The 18,363-nt window shown below is 69.8% G+C and carries 17 protein-coding genes; 12 read left to right on the plus strand and 5 right to left on the minus strand.

All coding sequences use genetic code 11. The features are described from left to right. The first annotated feature begins 53 nt into the window (after positions 1-53). The 5 genes from metG (at position 54) to U5918_RS05555 (ending at position 5,514) form a co-directional block, all read left to right on the plus strand. Positions 54-2,144, plus strand: a complete 2,091-nt coding sequence (metG, locus tag U5918_RS05535; RefSeq protein WP_336000098.1) for a methionine--tRNA ligase — start codon at positions 54-56, stop codon at positions 2,142-2,144. A gap of 76 nt (positions 2,145-2,220) precedes the next feature. After that, positions 2,221-2,478, plus strand: a complete 258-nt coding sequence (locus tag U5918_RS05540; RefSeq protein ID WP_336000099.1) for a DUF7312 domain-containing protein — start codon at positions 2,221-2,223, stop codon at positions 2,476-2,478. Positions 2,479-2,524: 46 nt separating this feature from the next. Continuing rightward, positions 2,525-3,112, plus strand: a complete 588-nt coding sequence (locus U5918_RS05545) for an NfeD family protein (RefSeq protein WP_336000100.1) — start codon at positions 2,525-2,527, stop codon at positions 3,110-3,112. A gap of 500 nt (positions 3,113-3,612) precedes the next feature. Then, positions 3,613-4,797 carry an SPFH domain-containing protein gene (locus tag U5918_RS05550; protein ID WP_336000102.1) on the plus strand — a complete coding sequence of 395 codons (1,185 nt, stop codon included), beginning with the start codon at positions 3,613-3,615 and terminating at the stop codon, positions 4,795-4,797. A 111-nt stretch (positions 4,798-4,908) separates the two neighbouring features. Further along, positions 4,909-5,514 carry a winged helix-turn-helix transcriptional regulator gene (locus tag U5918_RS05555; RefSeq protein ID WP_336000105.1) on the plus strand — a complete coding sequence of 202 codons (606 nt, stop codon included), beginning with the start codon at positions 4,909-4,911 and terminating at the stop codon, positions 5,512-5,514. A gap of 30 nt (positions 5,515-5,544) precedes the next feature. Here U5918_RS05555 and U5918_RS05560 read toward each other — a convergent pair whose 3' ends face one another. The 5 genes from U5918_RS05560 to U5918_RS05580 all read right to left on the minus strand — a co-directional run bounded on the left by U5918_RS05560 (position 5,545) and on the right by U5918_RS05580 (position 8,945). Beyond that, positions 5,545-5,796: a DUF7123 family protein gene (locus tag U5918_RS05560; protein WP_336000108.1), complete on the minus strand. Its 252-nt coding sequence runs from the start codon at positions 5,794-5,796 to the stop codon at positions 5,545-5,547. A 145-nt stretch (positions 5,797-5,941) separates the two neighbouring features. Further along, positions 5,942-6,337 carry a TRAM domain-containing protein gene (locus U5918_RS05565; RefSeq protein ID WP_336000110.1) on the minus strand — a complete coding sequence of 132 codons (396 nt, stop codon included), beginning with the start codon at positions 6,335-6,337 and terminating at the stop codon, positions 5,942-5,944. 94 nt (positions 6,338-6,431) lie between these two features. Then, positions 6,432-7,178, minus strand: coding sequence for a YkgJ family cysteine cluster protein (locus U5918_RS05570; RefSeq protein ID WP_336000112.1), 747 nt, complete (start codon positions 7,176-7,178; stop codon positions 6,432-6,434). Between the two features lie 64 nt (positions 7,179-7,242). After that, positions 7,243-7,752: a helix-turn-helix transcriptional regulator gene (locus U5918_RS05575; RefSeq protein ID WP_336000114.1), complete on the minus strand. Its 510-nt coding sequence runs from the start codon at positions 7,750-7,752 to the stop codon at positions 7,243-7,245. Between the two features lie 110 nt (positions 7,753-7,862). Then, complete coding sequence (locus U5918_RS05580; protein WP_336000115.1) at positions 7,863-8,945, minus strand: ATP-binding protein; 1,083 nt, start codon at positions 8,943-8,945, stop codon at positions 7,863-7,865. Between the two features lie 102 nt (positions 8,946-9,047). On the opposite strand from U5918_RS05580, the gene U5918_RS05585 reads away from it, so the two are divergent. The 7 genes from U5918_RS05585 (at position 9,048) to U5918_RS05615 (ending at position 18,319) form a co-directional block, all read left to right on the plus strand. Beyond that, the gene (locus U5918_RS05585) at positions 9,048-10,778 is read left to right on the plus strand and encodes a histidine kinase N-terminal 7TM domain-containing protein (protein ID WP_336000117.1); all 1,731 of its coding nucleotides are present in this window, start codon (positions 9,048-9,050) and stop codon (positions 10,776-10,778) included. A 161-nt stretch (positions 10,779-10,939) separates the two neighbouring features. Beyond that, positions 10,940-12,757, plus strand: a complete 1,818-nt coding sequence (locus U5918_RS05590) for a VWA domain-containing protein (protein ID WP_336000119.1) — start codon at positions 10,940-10,942, stop codon at positions 12,755-12,757. Continuing rightward, the gene (locus tag U5918_RS05595) at positions 12,757-15,087 is read left to right on the plus strand and encodes a vWA domain-containing protein (protein ID WP_336000120.1); all 2,331 of its coding nucleotides are present in this window, start codon (positions 12,757-12,759) and stop codon (positions 15,085-15,087) included. The genes U5918_RS05590 and U5918_RS05595 overlap by 1 nt, the downstream gene beginning before the upstream one ends. Further along, positions 15,084-15,680 (plus strand): hypothetical protein, encoded by a 597-nt coding sequence (locus U5918_RS05600; RefSeq protein ID WP_336000121.1) that lies wholly within the window; start codon positions 15,084-15,086, stop codon positions 15,678-15,680. Before U5918_RS05595 ends, U5918_RS05600 begins: the two co-directional genes overlap by 4 nt. 2 nt (positions 15,681-15,682) lie before the next feature. Beyond that, the gene (locus U5918_RS05605) at positions 15,683-16,501 is read left to right on the plus strand and encodes a DUF7502 family protein (protein ID WP_336000123.1); all 819 of its coding nucleotides are present in this window, start codon (positions 15,683-15,685) and stop codon (positions 16,499-16,501) included. Beyond that, complete coding sequence (locus U5918_RS05610; RefSeq protein WP_336000125.1) at positions 16,494-17,450, plus strand: AAA family ATPase; 957 nt, start codon at positions 16,494-16,496, stop codon at positions 17,448-17,450. The genes U5918_RS05605 and U5918_RS05610 overlap by 8 nt, the downstream gene beginning before the upstream one ends. Continuing rightward, positions 17,447-18,319 (plus strand): DUF58 domain-containing protein, encoded by an 873-nt coding sequence (locus U5918_RS05615; protein ID WP_336000127.1) that lies wholly within the window; start codon positions 17,447-17,449, stop codon positions 18,317-18,319. Before U5918_RS05610 ends, U5918_RS05615 begins: the two co-directional genes overlap by 4 nt. Positions 18,320-18,363: the final 44 nt, after the last annotated feature.

The raw sequence follows: 18,363 nt of genomic DNA on the forward strand, positions 1-18,363 counted from the left end.
ACGTCCGTCCGCGAACCGGCGGGTTTTAGGCCCGTTTGGCGATACGTGAAGGCATGAGCCACGAGGAGTTCCCCACCGAGAACCCCGCGGTGGTGACGGTCGGGTTGCCCTACGCCAACGGCGACCTGCACGTCGGTCACCTCCGGGGGTACGTCACCGGCGACACGGTCGCCCGCGCGCTCCGCCGGGTCGGCCAGCAGACCGCCTTCGTCTGCGGTTCCGACATGCACGGGACGCCCATCGCCGTCAACGCCGCCGAGGAGGGCGTCTCGCCCGAGGACTTCGCGATGCGGTACCACGAGGAGTACGCCGAGACCTTCCCCGATTTCAACGTCGAGTTCGACAACTACGGCCACACCCACGACGAGACGAACGTCGAGACGACCCGGGAGTTCGTCCGCTCGTGGATCGACGGCGACCACGTCGTCGAGAAGGAGATCCAGGTCGCCTACGACCCCGACGCCGACCAGTGGCTCCCGGACCGCCTGGTCGAGGGGACCTGCCCCTACTGCGGCGAGCATGCCCGCGGCGACGAGTGCGACGAGGGCTGTCAGCGTCACCTCGAACCCGGCGAGGTCGAGGACCCCGTCTCGACGCTGACCGGCAACCCCGCGGAGTACCGCGAGCGCGAGCACAAGTTCCTCCGTCTGTCGGACTTCCAGGACTACCTGCAGGCGTTCATCGACCGCATAGAGGGCACCGACAACGCGAAGAACCAGCCCCGGGAGTGGATCGAGGGCGAACTACAGGACCTCTGTATCACCCGGGACATGGACTGGGGGATCGATTACCCGGGCGAGGACGGCGAGGGTGAGGATCTCGTCCTCTACGTCTGGGTCGACGCCCCCATCGAGTACGTCTCCTCGACCAAGCAGTACACCGAACGCGTGGGTGCCGACGAGTACGACTGGGAGGAGGTCTGGACAGTCGACGACGAGTCCGAGTTGACCGGCGCGGACAACGGCGAGATCGTCCACGTGATCGGCCGAGACATCATCCAGCACCACGCGGTGTTCTGGCCCGCCATGCTGCGCGGGGCGGGCTACAACGAGCCCCGCGCGATCCTCGCGACGGGCTTCGTCGGCATCGACGGCAAGGCCCTCTCGACCTCGCGCAACCGGGCGGTGTGGGCCGACGAGTACCTCGACGAGGGCTTCCACCCGGACCTGTTCCGCTACTACATGATCGACGGGAGCGGGCTGGAGACCGACGTGGACTTCTCCTGGGACCGCTTCGCCGAGCGCGTCAACGGCGAACTGGTGGGCAACCTCGGCAACTTCGCCTATCGCTCCCTCCTGTTCGCCCACCGCAACTACGACGGCACGCCGGACACCGCGGTCAGCGACGACGTGCGCGAGACGATCGAGACGGCGATCGAGGAGTTCGAGGCCGCCCTCAACGACTACCGAATCCGCGACGTGGGCGCGGCCGCGGTCGACCTGGCCGACTTCGGCAACGAGTACATCCAGCGCAACGAGCCCTGGAAGCTCACCGACGAGGATCCCGAGGAGGCCGCGCAGGTCATCCGCGACTGCGTCCAGTTGACCAAGGCCTGCGCCGTCCTGATGCAGCCGGTCATGCCCGAGAAGGCCGCCGCCCTCTGGGACCAGCTCGACGCCGAGGGCTCGGTCCACGAGACCGAGCTGAGCGCGGCCCTCGAAGCCCCGCCCGCCGCGTTCGGCGAGCCCGAAGAGCTGTTCTCCAAGATCGAGGACGACCGGATCGACGAACTGAACGAGAAACTGCAGGAACGGGTCGAAGAGGCCACGAGTGACGAAGACGACGACGGAGACGACGGCGACGGCGACCTCGAACCGCTGGCCGAGGAGCGGATCGGCTTCGAGGACTTCGGCGAGCTCGACATGCGCGTGGGCCGCATCGAGGTCGCCGAACCGATCGAAGGCGCGGACGACCTCGCGCGACTGGAGGTCGACATCGGGTTCGAGACCCGGCAGGTCGTCGCGGGCATCAAGCAACTCCACGACCTCGACGAGTTGCCGGGCGAGCGGTGCATCCTGCTCGCGAACATGGAGCAAGCGGAGCTGTTCGGCGTCGAGTCCAACGGGATGATCCTCGCGGCGGGGGACGAGGCCGACTTGCTGACGACCCACGGCGACGCGCCGCTCGGGTCGAAGGTCCGTTAGGCGGGGTGGCCGGTCGCGGCCGTCGGTTCGGCGCGCGGACCGTGTCCTTTTGGTCGTGAGGCGAGTACCCGTTCGTATGTCCGAGGGCGAGGACGACGGCGGCTGGAAGTTCGCGGTCGAGGACCTGCCCGACGAGGCGGGCGACTCGACCGACGGGGACGAGCAGCCCGGCGACGAGGAGCAGGGCGAGGACGAGGGCGGGAACGTCGCCGGCTCGATGGTCCTCGAGCAGCCGCTGGAGCCGGGTTCGCCGTCGCTCGAGAACACCGCGTTCGTCCTGCTGGGCGCGCTCTGTACGGTCGTCTTCTTCATGCTGCTCCTGGGGATCCTCTGAGCGGGCGACCCCGAAGCTTAACCGCCGGGCGACCCTACCCGCGGGTATGGCATCCTGGCTGTTCGCGCAGGCCTCAATCCTGGGGCAGGACCTCGCGCTCCTCCTGGTCGTCGCGGGGGCCGGGCTGGTCATCGCCGAGGCGATGGCCCCCGGTGCTCACTTCATCGTCCTGGGCGTCGCCCTCCTGGTGGCTGGCATCGCCGGCCTGCTCCTCCCGTCGAGTATCGGCATCTTCGCCCCGCTCGTACTGGCCGCGTTAGTACTCGTGGTCGGGGGGATCACCCTCTACGGCTACCGCCAGTTCGACTTCTACGGGGGGAAGGGCTCCGGCCAGACCAGTTCCTCGGACGACCTGCGCGGGAAGACCGGTCACGTCACCGAACGCGTCACCGAGACCGGCGGCGAGGTCAAGCTCGCCGAGGGCGGGTTCAACCCGCTCTACCGCGCCCGCTGCGTCGACGGCGAGATCGCGGAGGGCACCGAAGTCATCGTCATCGACCCCGGCGGCGGCAACGTCGTCACCGTCGAGGCGATCAGCGAGATCGAGGACGACATCGACCGCGAACTGGCCGAGGAGGCCCGCGCGGCCGAGACCGGGACCAGCGAACCGGACGCCGACGCGGACGCCGCCTGAACACCTGTTCTTCGGACGCGTGCACAGTTTCTGCCCGCCGCACCACCGAGAGTGTACCGAACGACCAGTAGCAGTTCGTTTTTCGGTATCTCATCCAGAATCGCGGCGTTTTTCGACACGTGCACACACTAATAGCAGATATTACTGTCCTTATACCCAATCTTTATTACCACCGCCGGACACTCGTGTAGATGTAATGCACAGCAGGCGACGGGCGTACAGGGACTCGGACTGCGCTGCACGTACGGTCAGGTCGCGTGTGGCGGGAGTGCTCGCCGGCACCGCCGGTCCGGGGAGGTGGTCGCCAGGCTAGCTCCGACACCGCGCGCAGTCAGCGATAACACGTGGCTGGTCACCACTGGTGTCTGTGGTTCCGAATCCAAGCGTGTGACAGGCCCCCACGACTGCCTGTCGACGCCCGTTTCCCCCCCCAACCCAACCATTTCGGAACCACCGTCCCGACCGAACCCTTTTCTGTGACTCGTCCGAAGGTCGAAGTAATGCTCCCTCCGACAGTACTGGCCCTGGGCGGCGGCGGCGTCGTCGGCACCGTCCTGATTCTGGTGTTGCTGATCGCCGTGGTCACCGTCTACCAGATGGTCGAGATCGTCGACGCGACCGAGAAGCGCGCGCTCACCGTCTTCGGTGAGTACCGGAAGCTCCTCGAACCGGGTATCAGCTTCGTCCCGCCGTTCGTCTCGCGGACCCACACCTTCGACATGCGGACGCAGACGCTGGACGTCCCCCGGCAGGAAGCCATCACCCGCGACAACTCGCCGGTGACCGCGGACGCGGTCGTCTACATCAAGGTGATGGACGCGAAGAAGGCCTACCTCGAGGTCGACGACTACAAGCGGGCAGTCTCGAACCTCGCCCAGACCACCCTCCGCGCCGTCCTTGGCGACATGGAACTGGACGACACGCTGAACAAGCGCCAGGAGATCAACGCGAAGATCCGCCGCGAACTCGACGAACCCACCGACGAGTGGGGGATCCGCGTCGAGTCCGTCGAGGTCCGGGAGGTCAACCCCTCCCAGGACGTCCAGCAGGCGATGGAACAGCAGACCTCCGCCGAGCGTCGCCGCCGCGCCATGATCCTCGAGGCGCAGGGTGAACGCCGCTCCGCCGTCGAGAAGGCCGAAGGTGACAAGCAGTCCAACATCATCCGCGCGCAGGGTGAAAAGCAGAGCCAGATCCTCGAAGCGCAGGGTGACGCAATCTCCACGGTCCTGCGAGCGAAATCCGCCGAGTCGATGGGCGAACGTGCGGTCATCGAGAAGGGGATGGAGACCCTGGAGAACATCGGTCAGGGCGAGTCCACGACCTTCGTCCTGCCCCAGGAACTGACGTCGATGGTCGGACGCTACGGCAAGCACCTCTCCGGCAGCGACGTCCAGACCAACGGCGAGGGCACCCTCGACAGCCTGGACTTCGACTCGGAGACCCGGGAGATGCTCGGCCTGGACAACATCGAGGAGATCCTCGGCCAGATCGACCAGGAAGCGGAAGTCGACGTCGAGGCGATGGAACAGCAGGCAAAGGCCGTCAAACAGGGCGACAACCCCGCCGACATCAAGGATCCCGACGACGTGATCGACGAGATGGACGACGACTTCGAGACCGGCGGTGGCGGCGGCACCGACGCCGGGTCGAGCGACGGCGGCTCGCAGTCGGACCAGAACTAATCCGGCTGCCGGCCCCGCAACCATCCCGTACGGACCCCTCACCAGCCCGTCCGTAACGGGCACGGTCGAGTAGTCGAAGCCGTTTTATCCTCGTCTTACCAACCGATAGTCATGCCCGACGAGGGGGTCGACGAGTCCAAGCGGTCCACGTTGCGCCGGTTCGCTGCCGTCGGCGCCGTTAGTCCCCTCGCCCGCTTTCAGTCCGACGACCGGAGCGACAGCGACGCCCCCGACGCCATCGCCGGCTACGTCGCCGCGACCCCGGGCGCGCACTTCTCGAAGCTCCGCGACGACCTCAAGCTGGGGACCGGCGAGGCCCAGCACCACCTCCGGCGGCTCGTCCGGGCGGGCGCCGTCGAGACCCGCAAGGACGGCGACTACCGCCGGTACTTCCCCGCGGACCAGTTCTCCGAGTTCGAGCAGGTCGCGCTCGGATATCTCCGCCGGGAGACGCCCCGCGGGATGTTGATCGCCCTCCTCCGCGATCCGACGCTGACCGCCGGCGGGCTGGCCGAGCAGCTGGACGTGTCTGCGCCGACGGTCAGCAAGTACGCGAGCGAACTCGAGGCGGCCGATCTGCTCTCCCGGGCCGACGGCTACGCCGTCGAGCATCCGGAGACGGTGACGCTGTTGCTCGTCCGCTACGCGGACTCCTTCGGCCCCGCGGCCACGCAGTTGGCCGCCGAGGCCGATCAGCTGCTCACCTACGATCGCTGAGAGAGCCGCGAAGAAGAGGGGCGCCCGTTCTCAGGCGGTCACTTTCCAGGTCGTCGAGGAGGAGTAGCCCCACTTCTCGACGTCGACGTCGAACTCGCCCTGCTGGATGGCGGGCATGTTCGTCCCCACCTCCTTGGCGGACATGTCCAGCGCGTCGCCGATGAGACGGGACTTGAAGTAGGTCTGGGTGTCCGCGTTCTCGCTGAGGTACTCGAGGATGCGGAGCTGTTTCTCGGACAGAGTCGCGCGGGTTGCGGTCGCCGCGTTCGCGGTCGCGCTCATACCAGATTCTACGGTAAGGTCCCCTTTAGCGGGTTTGGTACAGACGGTTAATCGGTCGCTGTCCGGCGATTAGTCACCCGGACCGACTGGCCAACGGTCTCCGGGCGACGCCGAGCGGGTCGCGTTGGTACAGCCGGGTAACGGCTCAGACCGATTCGTCGATGATCTCGCCGACCGCGAAGTTGGACTTGACCTCGGTGATTTCGACCTTGACGCGCTCGCCGATCTCGGCCCCCGGGACGATGATGACGTAGCCGCGCTCGACGCGGGCGATGCCGTCGCCCTGCTTGCCGATGTCCTCGATCTCGACGTAGCGTATCTCGCCGGCCTCGACCGGCGGCTGCGGTTCCGACGACGGTGCCTCGGGTTCGGTGTCGACCGACCCCTCGCGCTCGCGCTCGATGAGCGCCACGCGGTAGGTGTCGCCCGCCTCGACGGATCCGGTGTCGAGTTCCCGCTGGGGAATCTCGATCACGTACCCGTCGTCGCTCCGCTCGACTTCAGCGCTGAACAAACACAGGAGTTTATCAGAGATTTCCAATGTAAGATCCCTCACCGGCACGTGGTAGGCCTACAGTAAAGAACTTGCCCGTAGCTCGGCGGTATGCGACCGAAGTCGACCGATCCCGGCTCGCTCACTCGACCGGCGTCCCGTCCGGCCGTTTTGCCCCCTCGGAGTCGTGGACGACCACCTCACCCCGCCCGGTCTCGACCGGGTCGTAGCTATCCCGGACGCCGATGGCCTCCTCGAGTTCCCTGACCGCCCGTTCCTTGAGCGCACCCGCCAGGTCCTCGGCCTCGGCCCGCGAGATGTCCCGGCCCAGCCCCTCGCACTCGTGGGCGCGGACCATCCCTTCCGAATCGACCGCCTCGCCCATCGGCTGGCTCGTCCCGCCAAGTGCGACGGAGAAGGGGTAGGTCCGACAGATCAGCGGCCGGTCGTCGTGGACCGTACAGGCCCCCGTCCCCGCGTCGTCTTCGGCGTAGAAGGTGCAGTCGCCGCAGGCGTCGGTCTGGAGCGCCCACTCGAAGGTCTCGCCCTCCGGCCCGTCCGGGCCCTCTTCGAGGCCGTAGGGCATCGGCCGTGCCACGTCCCGGTAGTCCCGCGAGGGGACCGAGGGGGACGTCGGGACGGACACGTCCCGGTAGTCGTACGCCTCGTCGCCGGCGTCCTGGAGCCGGCGGATCTCGTCGGGGAACACCGTCGCAGTGTGGGGGTCGCCGGACTCCTCACCGTCGTCGCTCCCCCCGTCGCCACAGGTTTCGGCCTTGCAGCAGGCCCCACAGCGCGTGCACTCGAAGCCGATTGCCTCGATGGCGTCGGCGAGCTCGTCGACGTCCAGCTCGCGCGCTCGCTCCAGTTCGGCTTCGAGGCTCTCCATGGCTCCGGTTGCTGGCCGAGACGCAAAAGCAGCGCGGCTCTACGCCCGGTCGGAACCTGCCGGCCTATCGGTTCCGCGCGTCCTCGTCGAACGGACTCCCGGCGTGCTCCGGTTCCTCGCCAGGGCGGGTGACCAGGTTCTCCCGCCCGAGGCGGATCTTCCTGACCTGATCGTCCTCGGCCATCGCCGAGAGGACGCGGCTCACCTTCGACTTCGACCAGCCGGTCCGTTCGACGATTTCGGACTGTGGGAGCCGTCCGCCGTGTTCGTCCAGCAACCGGCGGACCTGCCAGGCGTCGGGGTGTGCCGGCGCCGACGCGTCGTCGGACTCTGCCGAGTCGGTGGTTCCCCCGGTCCGCAAGGTGACGAGAGCCATCGTCCCGACCAGCAGCGCGAGCAGGGCGATACTCCCCAGGAGGACCAGGGGCCGGACCGTGACGAGGGGCAGCGCGGTGACCGGACCGAGCGCGGCGCCGGCCCGCCGTCGGCCCGTGGCTGCCGGGGACGCGGCTGTACCGCGGATCGCGTCCGTCATGGGATCGGAGAGGCGCATCAGGAACGCGTGAGATGACACCGGCCGGGAACATAGGCCTCCTTGCGGGAAAGCCGCCGGACTGGTACTGGTTCCGGAGTATCCGGTGCGGGACGGTTGGCAGCACCTCTCTCGGCGATCGGCTGGCCGTGCTACTCACCCCCCGCGGTCCGCTCGATCACCACGTCGCTGGCGCTGGGGCTGTCCCCGCCGTGGGGCGTATCGCGGGCCCGAATCCGCGCGGCGTGGACCGTCTCGGTGGCGTCGTCGACGACGATCACATCGCCCGTCGCCGTCGGCATCCGGTCCGGGTCCGTCAGCGCCCCGTTCGCGTACGTCGGCTGGGCGGCCCGTAACGCGTCGCGGTCCGCCTCGGCCGTCAGCCGGTGGGCGACGAGCACGTCGGCCTGGGAGATGGCGACCTCGGGGACCGCACTGGGTCGCTGGGTCGCCGCGACGAGGCTGACCCCCGGCGCTCGCCCGCGGGTCAGGACGCGCTCCAGCGCCGGCCGGGCGACCCCCTCGAAGAACGCGTGGGCCTCGTCCAGCAGGAGCCACGGGAGGCGATCGATCGTCTCCGTCTCCCGCGCCCGGTAGAGCGCCTCGCCGATCCCGCGAACGACGGCGTTCGACGGAGCCGGGGCCAGCCCGGAGACGTCGACCACCGTCACCGCCGGGCCGGCCAGGTCGGTGGCCGTCAGCCCGTCGGGGTCGAACACGCCCCACCGCGCTGCCATGGCGAGGTGGTTCCGCGCCGCCCGCCTGTCGGTCCCCGGCGCGTCCGTGGCGGCGACGTGCTCGCACATCCCGTCTATCGTCTGGGCCTCGGTCGCGGCCTGCCAGACCAGCCCTCCGGCCCCGGACTCGGGTGAGAGGCCCAGCAGCGCACACCACGACCGCGGGTCGAGTGCGTCGGGCGCGACCGCCGGCTCCGCGACCACGCGCGCTGGTACCGGGTCAGCCCCGGCGTCTGTGGGGTCGGCCAGTCCCCGAAAGACGCCCATCGGGTCCACGAGCACCGGCGCGACGCCGCGGGCCCGGGCGAGTCCCTCTGCGACGACGCCCAGCGTGTGGGACTTCCCGTAGCCGCGTTTGCCGACGATCAGCCCGGCGTGGGGGCCGTCGAGATCGAGTTCGAGCGGCGCCCCGCGACTGCCGTCCAGCGCCCGGTAGGCACCCAGGTGGCCGGTCGGGCCGGTTTCGGACTGTTCGCCGCGTCCGATCACGAACGTCACACCGCCCGGTGGTCCCGTCACCGCCCTTGAAGGTTCGGCCCCGCCTTTCGGTCGCGTGAGTCGACCGAAAAGTACGTCCTCCGGGCCGCCCTCCCGGGAGACGTGCTCCCGACCACGCTCTGGCCCGTGGTCGGCTCGCTCGCCGCGGCCGCCGGGACGGTCGCGCTGGCCCGTTCGATCTGGCCCCGCCGCGACCGGCCGGGCGCGACCTGGTTGCTCCTCGTCCTCGGCGTCCAGTTCGTCCTGACGGCCGGTTACGGCCTGGGGTATCTGGTCGCCACCCCGTGGCTGCGCTGGGCGGTCGAAGTGCTGTTCTGGGTGTCGTACATCTGGCTGGGCGCGCTGTTCGTCGCTTTCGCGCTCGCCTACACCGGCCGCGGGCACGTCGTTCGCTCGCCGTGGTTCGCCCTGCTGCTGGTGCTCACGGTATTGTTGACGGCGCTGGTCCTGACCAACCCGCTGCACCAGCTCGTCTGGGCCGACTTCGCGGTCGGCTCGACCGGGGGGCTGGCGACGGCCATCTTCACCCGTCGGGGCGGGACCTTCCTGATCCTCGGGGTGACCAGCATCGGCACCGCCGTCGGGACGCTCCTCCTCGTCGATACGATCATCAGCTACGGGAAGCTCTACCGGGCCGAAGCCCTGGCGGTCGCGCTCTCTCCGTTGCCGCCGGGCCTGGGTCTCATCGCCTGGACGTTCGGCATCGTCCCCGCGCCGGGGATCAACGTCGCGCCCGTCCTCTTCCTCGCCCACGTCGCCTTCGACGCCTACGCCTTCGTCGGCAGCGGCATGTTCGACTTCCACCCCGCGACCAGGCGCGCGGGCAACCGAGCGGCCATCGCCGACCTGGCCAACCCCGTCGTCATCGTCGACGAGCACCAGCGCGTGGTCAACTACAACCCCGCCGCCGGGCGGGCGTTCGACCTGGCCGACCGGGACGTGTTGACCCAGTCCTTCGCCGACTGCTACGAGGGCGACGCGATCGACCCGTCCCTGCCCGAACAGGACGCCACCATCGGGACCGAGGACGGGCGACGGACGTTCAAGGTCACGTCGACGGACCTCGACGGCGGGTCGGGGAGTCACCTCGGGTACACCCTCGTCTTCCAGGACATCACCGCCGAGCGCCGACGCGAGCAACGGCTGGCCGTCCTCAACCGTGTCCTGCGCCACAACCTCCGCAACGACCTCACCGTCGTCGGGATGAACCTCGACGCCGCGGCCGAGCGGGCCGACGGCGACGTGGCGGACCTACTCGACCCCGCCCGCGAGAAGACCACCGGGCTGGTCGAACTCAGCGAGAAGGCGCGCACCTTCGAGCGCGTGATCGAAGAGGACGGGACGTCGCTCGTGTCGGTCGCCGACGCGGTCGGCGAGGTGGTCGCGGACCTGCGCGAGTCGTTCCCGGACGCCACCGTCCGGGTCGAGGGGACCGACGCCGCCGTGCTCCGGATCGACCCCGCCCTGCTCCGGGTGGTCGTCCGCAACCTCGTCGAGAACGCGCTCGAACACGGAACCGGGGAGGGGACTGGAACCGACGACGAACCGGACGTGACGGTCGGCGTTGCGGACGACGGTCAGGAAGTGGTCGTGACCGTCCGCGACCGCGGCCCGGGCGTGCCAGACCACGAACTGGCCGTGATCGAGGACGGCGACGAGACGGACCTCGAACACGGGAGCGGGCTCGGCCTGTGGCTGATCACCTGGAGCGTGACAGCCGCCGGCGGCGAGATCGAGTTCGACGTGAGCGACGCGGGGACGACGGCGACCGTCCGGTTCCCCACGGTCGGCGGGGACGGGACGACCGAGGGCGCGGTCGGGTCCGGTCCCTGAGAACCCTCGAAACGACGGGATCGGGAGACGGTGAGTCGAAGTCGGTCGGTGTCCAGTCCGGGACGGCGACTCGACCGCCAGACACAAACCCCAGTTGAAGTTTCCACGAGGCTTATAGTACCCGTCCCACAAGGGGACGGTGACCCAGTCCCCTCCAACACATGGCCCTCGGTGACGTCTTCGCCGCCCCGCTCGGCCTGGCCGCGCTGGTCGCCCTGGTTCCGCTGCTCGCGCTGTACCTGATCCAGCCGGATCCCCGTGAGCTCTCGCTGCCGACGGCCGAATTCCTCCGCTCGGATCCCGAGGAGGGCGGCTCGAACCCGGTGCTAGAGCGCCTGCGTCGCAACCTCCTGTTGCTCCTGCAGGTGCTCGTAATCGTCCTGCTGGCGGCTGGGCTGGCCGCGCCGTACGTGACGACGACCCGGGAGGTGAGCGCCCAGCCCACGGTGCTGGTCGTCGACGCCTCGGCCAGCATGGCGACCGAGACGGGCGACGGGACCCGGTTCGCCGAGGCCGTCGCCGCCGCGAAGGATTCGGTCGGGACGCCGACGACCGTCGTCGTCGCGGGCGGCGACGTTCGGACGCCGGTTACCGACGCCGACCCCGAGGCCGCCAGAAGTGCACTCGACGAGCTCTCGGTCACGCACGCGCCGGGCGATCTACGGGGCGCGGTCGAACGGGCGCGAGAGGCTGCCGGCTCCGAGAGTCGCGTGCTCGTGTTCAGCGACTTCGCGGGGTCGGACGGTTCGGACTGGCGTCGCGCCGTCGACGGCGTCCGGGCGACGGGCGCCTCGGTGACCCTCCGGCAGTTCGACGACGGCCACACCGAGAACGTCGGCATCGTCGGCCGGTCCTTCGACGGGCGGCAGGTCGTCTTCCGCGTCGCGAACACGGGCACCGAGGCCGCCGAGCGCACCCTGACGTTCGCGGGCGAGTCCCAGACGGTCTCGCTGGAACCTGGCGACAGGCGGTCGCTCGTCTTCCCGCTGCCTGCCGAGCCCTCGACCGCCCGGCTGGACGGTAGCGACGCCTTCCCGACGGACGATCGGGTTCACGTGACCGTCCCGGACGAGCAGACGGTCGACGCGCTGCTGTTGACCAACGGGGGCAACCGGAACCTGCGGACGGCCCTCGAGGTGATCGAGACGGTCGACGTCACGGTTCGAAATCCGCCGGCGACCGAACTCGGCGACTACGACGTGATCCTGTTCAGTAACGTAACCGCCGAGCGAGTGCTGGGCTCGACGGTCGAGACCGCGCGCGAGACCGTCGCCGACGGCGGTGGCGTCGCGATCCAGGCCCAGTCCGACGTGAGTACGGTCGGCTACGGCGACCTGCTGGCCGTGAGTCCCGGGACGGTCCGGGCGACCGGCGGGGTCGCCGACGTCGAGAGCCACCCCGTGACCCGCGGGCTGGAGTTCCCCGCGCCCGGCGCCCACCTCGAGGCCGAGACGGCGGGGACGGCGACGGCGGTGGTGACGGTCGACGACGGCTCGCCGCTGCTGGCCGTCGACGACCGAACAGCCGGGCGGGTGGTCTACCACGGCTACCTGCCCAACCAGACGGCCTTCCGGTTCGACTATCGGTACCCCGTGTTCTGGAAGCGGGCGACTCACTGGCTGGCCACGCGGCCCGCCCTCTCGGAGTTGAACGGCCGGACCGGCGACCGGATTCGGCTCGACGGTGAGACGACCGTCGAGGGTCCCACCGGCCAGCAGCAGACGGCGGAGATCCGGCTGGATCGGGTCGGCACGTATCGCACTGCGAACCGGCGTGTGAGCGCGAGCCTGCTCGATCCCACGGAATCGAACGTGTCCGCCCCGGCGCTCGACGCGGCGGCGGGTGGTGACGGTGGGACCGACGGCGGCCCGACCACGGACGAGCCCGTCCGGCGGGACCTCACGCCGCTGATCCTGCTGGGCGTGCTCGGCCTGCTCGGGGCGGAACTGGCCTACCTCCGACGACGGGGTGATCTGTGATGCCCGTCGAGACCACCCTCGCAGGGGTCCGGACGGGGCTCCAGCGCCCACTCCTGTTGCTGGCGCTGCCCGTCGCGGTTGCCGCGCTGGGATACGTCTTCCGCCAGCGGGAGGGGGCGGTCTTTACGGGGCGCTCGCGCGCGCTTCTGGCCGGCTCTCGACTCGTGCTCGTGACGCTGCTGGTCGTCGCGGCCGCCGGACCGTACACGATGAGCACCGCGGGCGCGGCCGGCGAGCCGTCGGTGACGATGGTGGTCGATCGCTCGGCGAGTATGGCGACGACCGACGCGGCGGCGGGCGACCTCGCTGCGGCGATCGAGGAGGAGGGCGTCACCGTCCGGACGCGGACGGTCGGGAGCGAGACGGGGTCGCCGGTCGGCGACGCGGTGGCGAGCGCGCTCTCGCCGAACGGGAGCGTCCTGCTCGTCTCCGACGGACGCGTGACCGAGGGCCGCTCGCTCGACGAGGCCGCCGGCGTCGCCGTGGGCGTGAACGCGTCGATCCACGCCGTCGACCTGGACGCGAACGCCACGGAACGAGCGGTCAGCGTCGCCGGCCCGGCCAAAACGAGCACGGGCGTCTCGAACACCTTCCGCGTCCGCGTCGACGGCACGGGACTGGACGGCGACACGGCCACGCTCTCGGTCAGCGTCGACGGCGAGGAGATACGGCGGGAGGAGATCGAGGGGACCGGTGGCGTCGAGTTCACCCACGCGTTCGAGGCGACCGGGAGCCACCGGGTGACCGCCAGGATCGACGGGTCGGACCTGTACGACCGCAACGACGCCTTCCGGAAGACCGTCCGGGTGGTCCAACCCCCGAAGATCCTCTACGTCGCCCGCGGCGAGTACCCCTTCGCGGGCTTCCTCGACCGCGTCTACGACGTCGAACGCGCCGACTCGATCCCCGCGAACCTCTCGGACTATTACGCCGTCGTGACCCAGGACGTGGCCGCGGGCGACCTTGGCAACGTCAGCGCGCTCCAGCGGGCGGTCATCGACGGGACCGGCTTCGTCTCGGTCGGCGGGCCCAACGCCTTCGACCGCGGGAACTACCGCGAGTCGCCCGTCACCGACCTCCTGCCGATCACCATCGGCGAGGGCGGCGAGACCTCCCGCGTCGTGGTCGCGGTCGACATCTCTGGGAGCACGCGCGGGACGCTGTCGGCACAGCAGGCGCTCGCGCTCGACGTTCTCGACCAGCTCGGCGACGACAACCGGGTCGGCGTCGTGGCGTTCAACGACGAGGTCTACAGCGTGGCGGGCCTCACGGGACTAGGGAATTCCCGACGGTTCCTCGAGGACCGGATCCGCCGGCTGGAGAGTGAGGGGAGCACGGACGTCAGCGCCGGCATCGAGGGCGCGACGCAGATGCTGGGCGGGAGCGGCACCATCATCCTCCTGACCGACGGCCGCGCCCACGGGGGCGACGCCCCGGCTGCCGCCGCCGAGGCCAACGAGCGAGGGATCGAAGTGATCCCCGTCGGCGTCGGCGAGGACGTGGCCGTCGACCACCTCCGGCAGGTCGCCGACGCGGGCGGCGGCGTCTTTCTCCGGGCCGACGAGTCCAACAAACTCCGGATCGAGTTCGGCGGCGAGAGCCGCCAGTTCGAGGGCGACGGGCTCACCGTCCTCGACCGAACGCACTTCGTCACGAGCGGCGTCGAGTTCGCCGCCGAGCCGGCAAACACCCACTCCGTCGCCGCGGCTCGCGGGGCGGACCTGCTGGTCGCCGGCCCCTCCGGCGCGCCCGCCATCACGACCTGGCGGTACGGACTCGGTCGGACGGCCGCGATCACGGCTTACGACGACGACGGGACCCTCGGCGGCCTGCTCTCGGCACCGGACTCGCTCGGAGTCACCAAGACAGTCAACTGGGCCATCGGCGACCCCGAGCGACTGGCGACGGACCTGACGTCGGTCGCCGACGCCCGCGTCGGCAGTCCCGTGACCGCTACCTACGAAGGAAATAGCCGACCGTCGGCCGACGGCCACCGGTTCCGGCAGGTCGACGCGGGGCAGTACGAGAGCACGTTCGTCCCCGCCGAGGCGGGGTACGCAAGCCTGCTCGACGCCGAGTACGCCGTGAACTACCCCCAGGAGTTCGGCGGCTTCGGCCAGTCGCGAGCCGTCGCGACCGCGGTCGAGCGGACCGGGGGCCAGACCTTCGAGCCCGACGAGGCCGCCGCCGTCGCCGACCGGGTGAAAGCCGAGTCCCCGGCGCCCGAGCCGGTCGCTCGCGAGTGGGCGTGGCTCGCGCTCGTGGCCGCCCTGGTCCTGTTCCTCCTCGAGGTCGGCGCCCGCAGACTCACGCGCATCAAACAACAATGACTCTCATCGGAACCAGACTCAACGTCGTCCTGCTCGCCCTGGTCGGCCTGTCGGTCGTCGGCGTCGCCGGCGTGACCGTCTACTACGAGTACAGCGTGTCGGACGTCGGCGACCGCACGGAGCGACTCGCCGAGGAGAAAGCCAGCGTCGAGCGCGAACTCGCAACCGTCAACGAGCGGCTCAACCGCTCGCGGGAACGACTGGCGCGCATCAACGACAGCCTCGAGACCAGACAGTCCGACGTGCAGGACCTCGCCGTCCAGTTGAACCGGACCGAACGGAACCTCTCGAACGCCCGCGACCGGATCGACGATCTGGAGGCAGAGAAGGCGGACCTCCGGACCGAGATCGATCAGTTACTCAGCGAGCGGGCGAACCTCCGCGACGAGGTCGCCGAACTCGAGGACCGACGCGACGAACTGCTCGAGGAGAACGCGCGCCTGCAGAATCGGATCACCGATCTCGAGGATCGGGCCGACGAGCTGAACGCGACGATCGACGATCGGGATCAGGAGATCGACGACCTGGAGGGCGACCTCGACTCGCTCTGCGGGAAGATCGACAACAGTTCGGACTACCAGGAGTGTGACTGAGAATGAGTGAAGAACGCCAGACGATCGAGCGCGCGATCCGGGCGATCAGACGCGAGGACCGCAAGGCCGCAGCCCTCCACGCGGTGGTCGACGCCGTGGCCGTCTTCCTGGTGGCGAACCTGCTGGCCCGGGCCCTGGAATTCTCGCTGCCGGCGATCGGCCCGCTCCGCGGGGCCACGCTGGTGGCGGCTGGCGTCGGCCTCCTGGTCGGCACCATCGAGTTCTGGCTCAGGGTTCGCGGCGACCCGGTCGAGCGGTTCGAGGCGGCGAATCCGGTCGTCGCCGACGCGCTCCGGACCGCCCGGGACGCGGCGACCGAAGCGCAGGATACGCCGATGGCCCGGCGGTGCTACCGGGACGTGACCGAGCGGCTCCAGCGGACGAGCGCCGCCGGCTTCCTCGACACCAGGTGGCTCTCCGCGGGCGCGCTCGTGGTCGTCCTCGCGAGTGCGCTCACCGTCCAGGCGGCCGTCGCCGGCGTCGCCTTCGCGCCGGAGGGCACCGCGCCGGACGAGGGGGAGTCCGACGACTCCTTCGTCGGGCCGGACAACGGCCGGTCGGAACTGCAGGATCCCGAGGACGTCCTCGGCGAGCGCAAGCAGGCGGCCGAGGGGCGAGACGAACTGGACCTGAACGTCTCGGCCGGCAGCGGTGGCGGGGCGGGCGACGAGGTGCGTGAGTACGAGGACAGCGGGCTCTCGGCGGGCGACGACGCGGTCGCGGCCCGGGAGGCCGGATTCGCGGCCGACCGGAACCTCGAGGACGCGGACCTGGTCCGCGAGTACAACCTGCGCGTGCAGGCTGGTGATTCGGATGACTGACGACACAGAGATCGACGACGCGGCGGTGGACAGGCTCCAGGAACGACTCGGCGCGGTGCGCTCGGAGGTGCAAAAGCGGCTCGTCGGCCAGGAGGCCGTGCTCGATCAGGTGCTGGCCTGCCTGCTGGCCGACGGGAACGCACTCCTCGAGAGCACGCCCGGGCTCGGGAAGACGATGCTCGTCCGGACCATCGCCGAGGTCACGGACTGCTCGTTCTCGCGGGTCCAGAACACGCCGGACCTGATGCCGAGCGACATCACGGGCACCGAGATCATTCGCGAGACCCGCGACGGGCGCGAGTTCGTCTTCGAGCCCGGTCCGATCTTCGCCAACGTCGTGCTGGCCGACGAGATCAACCGCGCGACGCCGAAGACCCAGGCCGCGCTGCTGGAGGCGATGCAGGAACGGCAGGTCACGGCGGGCGGCGAGACGCGTGCGCTTCCCGACCCGTTCTTCGTCCTGGCGACGCAGAACCCCGTCGAGCAGGAAGGGGTGTACCGCCTGCCCGAGGCCCAGAAGGACCGCTTCCTGGCGAAGATTCTCGTCGACTACCCAGACGAGGGGGCCGAACGGGAGATCGTCGACCGGTTCACCGGCCGCGTGGACGAACCGATCCCGGTCGAGCAGCACCTGACGAGTTCGGACCTGCTGCGCGCACAGGAACTGGTGCGGCAGGTCCCGATCGCCGAGGATCTCCGGGATCGGGCCGTCGAACTGGTGCGCGCGACCCGGACCGCGGACCGACTGGAGTACGGCGCGAGCCCCCGCGCCAGCATGGGCCTCGTCGTCCTCTCGAAGGCCCGCGCGTTCATGGCCGGACGGGCCCACGTCACGGGCGAGGACGTCGAGGCGATGGCGAAACCGGTGCTGCGCCATCGGGTCGTCGTGGACTTCCGGGCCGAGCGCGACGGCGTGACCGCCGACGACGTCATCGAGGCGTTGCTGTGATCGAACCTGCCTTCCTCGACGAACTGGCGCGTTTCGACCCCTCCGTCCAGCGCCGGGTCGACGCCGTCCGGCAGGGCGAACAGCGCTCGACGGAGGTCGGGGAGGGACTGACGTTCAGCGATCACCGCAGGTACACGCCGGGCGACGACACCCGGCTGGTCGACTGGCGGGTGTACGCCCGGACCGAGGAGCTCTACGTCAAGCAGTACGAGGCCGAGCGCAACCTCACGGTACATATCCTGCTCGACGCCAGCGCGTCGATGGACTTCGGCGGCGACCGCACCGAGCGTGCGACCCCGCACAAGTTCGAGTTCGCCGCGAAACTCGGCCTGGGCTTCGCCGCGCTGGCCGCCGCCGAGGGCAACGACTTCCGGGTGTCGCTGCTCGGGGAAACCTTCGACCGACTGGATCGGGGCCGCGCGACCCAGGGCGAGGTTCTGCGCCTGATCGAGCGCTGTAACGAGATCGAGCCGTCGGGCGAGACCGACTTCCGGACGGCCTGTGCGGACTACGCCGCGACGATCGACTCGAAGTCGCTCGTGCTGGTCGCCAGCGACTTCCTCGCGGACCCCGCCGAGATCGAGGCCGGGCTGGGCGCCCTTCAGCGCACCGACCTCACGCTGGCCCACGTCCTCGCCCCCGACGAGCGCGATCCGCCGGCGCGCGGGGACACGATCTTTCGCGATCCCGAGCGGGACACCCGGCTGCGGACCTACTTCGGCGGCTCGGTGGAAACGCGGTACCGCGACCGACTCGACGACCACCGCGACGCGGTCGAGGCCGTCGCGGATCGCCTCGGTGCCCGGCACGTCCCCGTCGACACCGGTGCAGACTTCTTCGACGCCTTCGGCGAAGTCTGGGTGGAGTAAGCTCGGGAGCGCACGCTGGTGTCAGACCGCGGCACATATTACGA

This window comes from Halorientalis sp. LT38, assembly GCF_037031225.1.
Lineage (GTDB): Archaea > Halobacteriota > Halobacteria > Halobacteriales > Haloarculaceae > Halorientalis > Halorientalis halophila.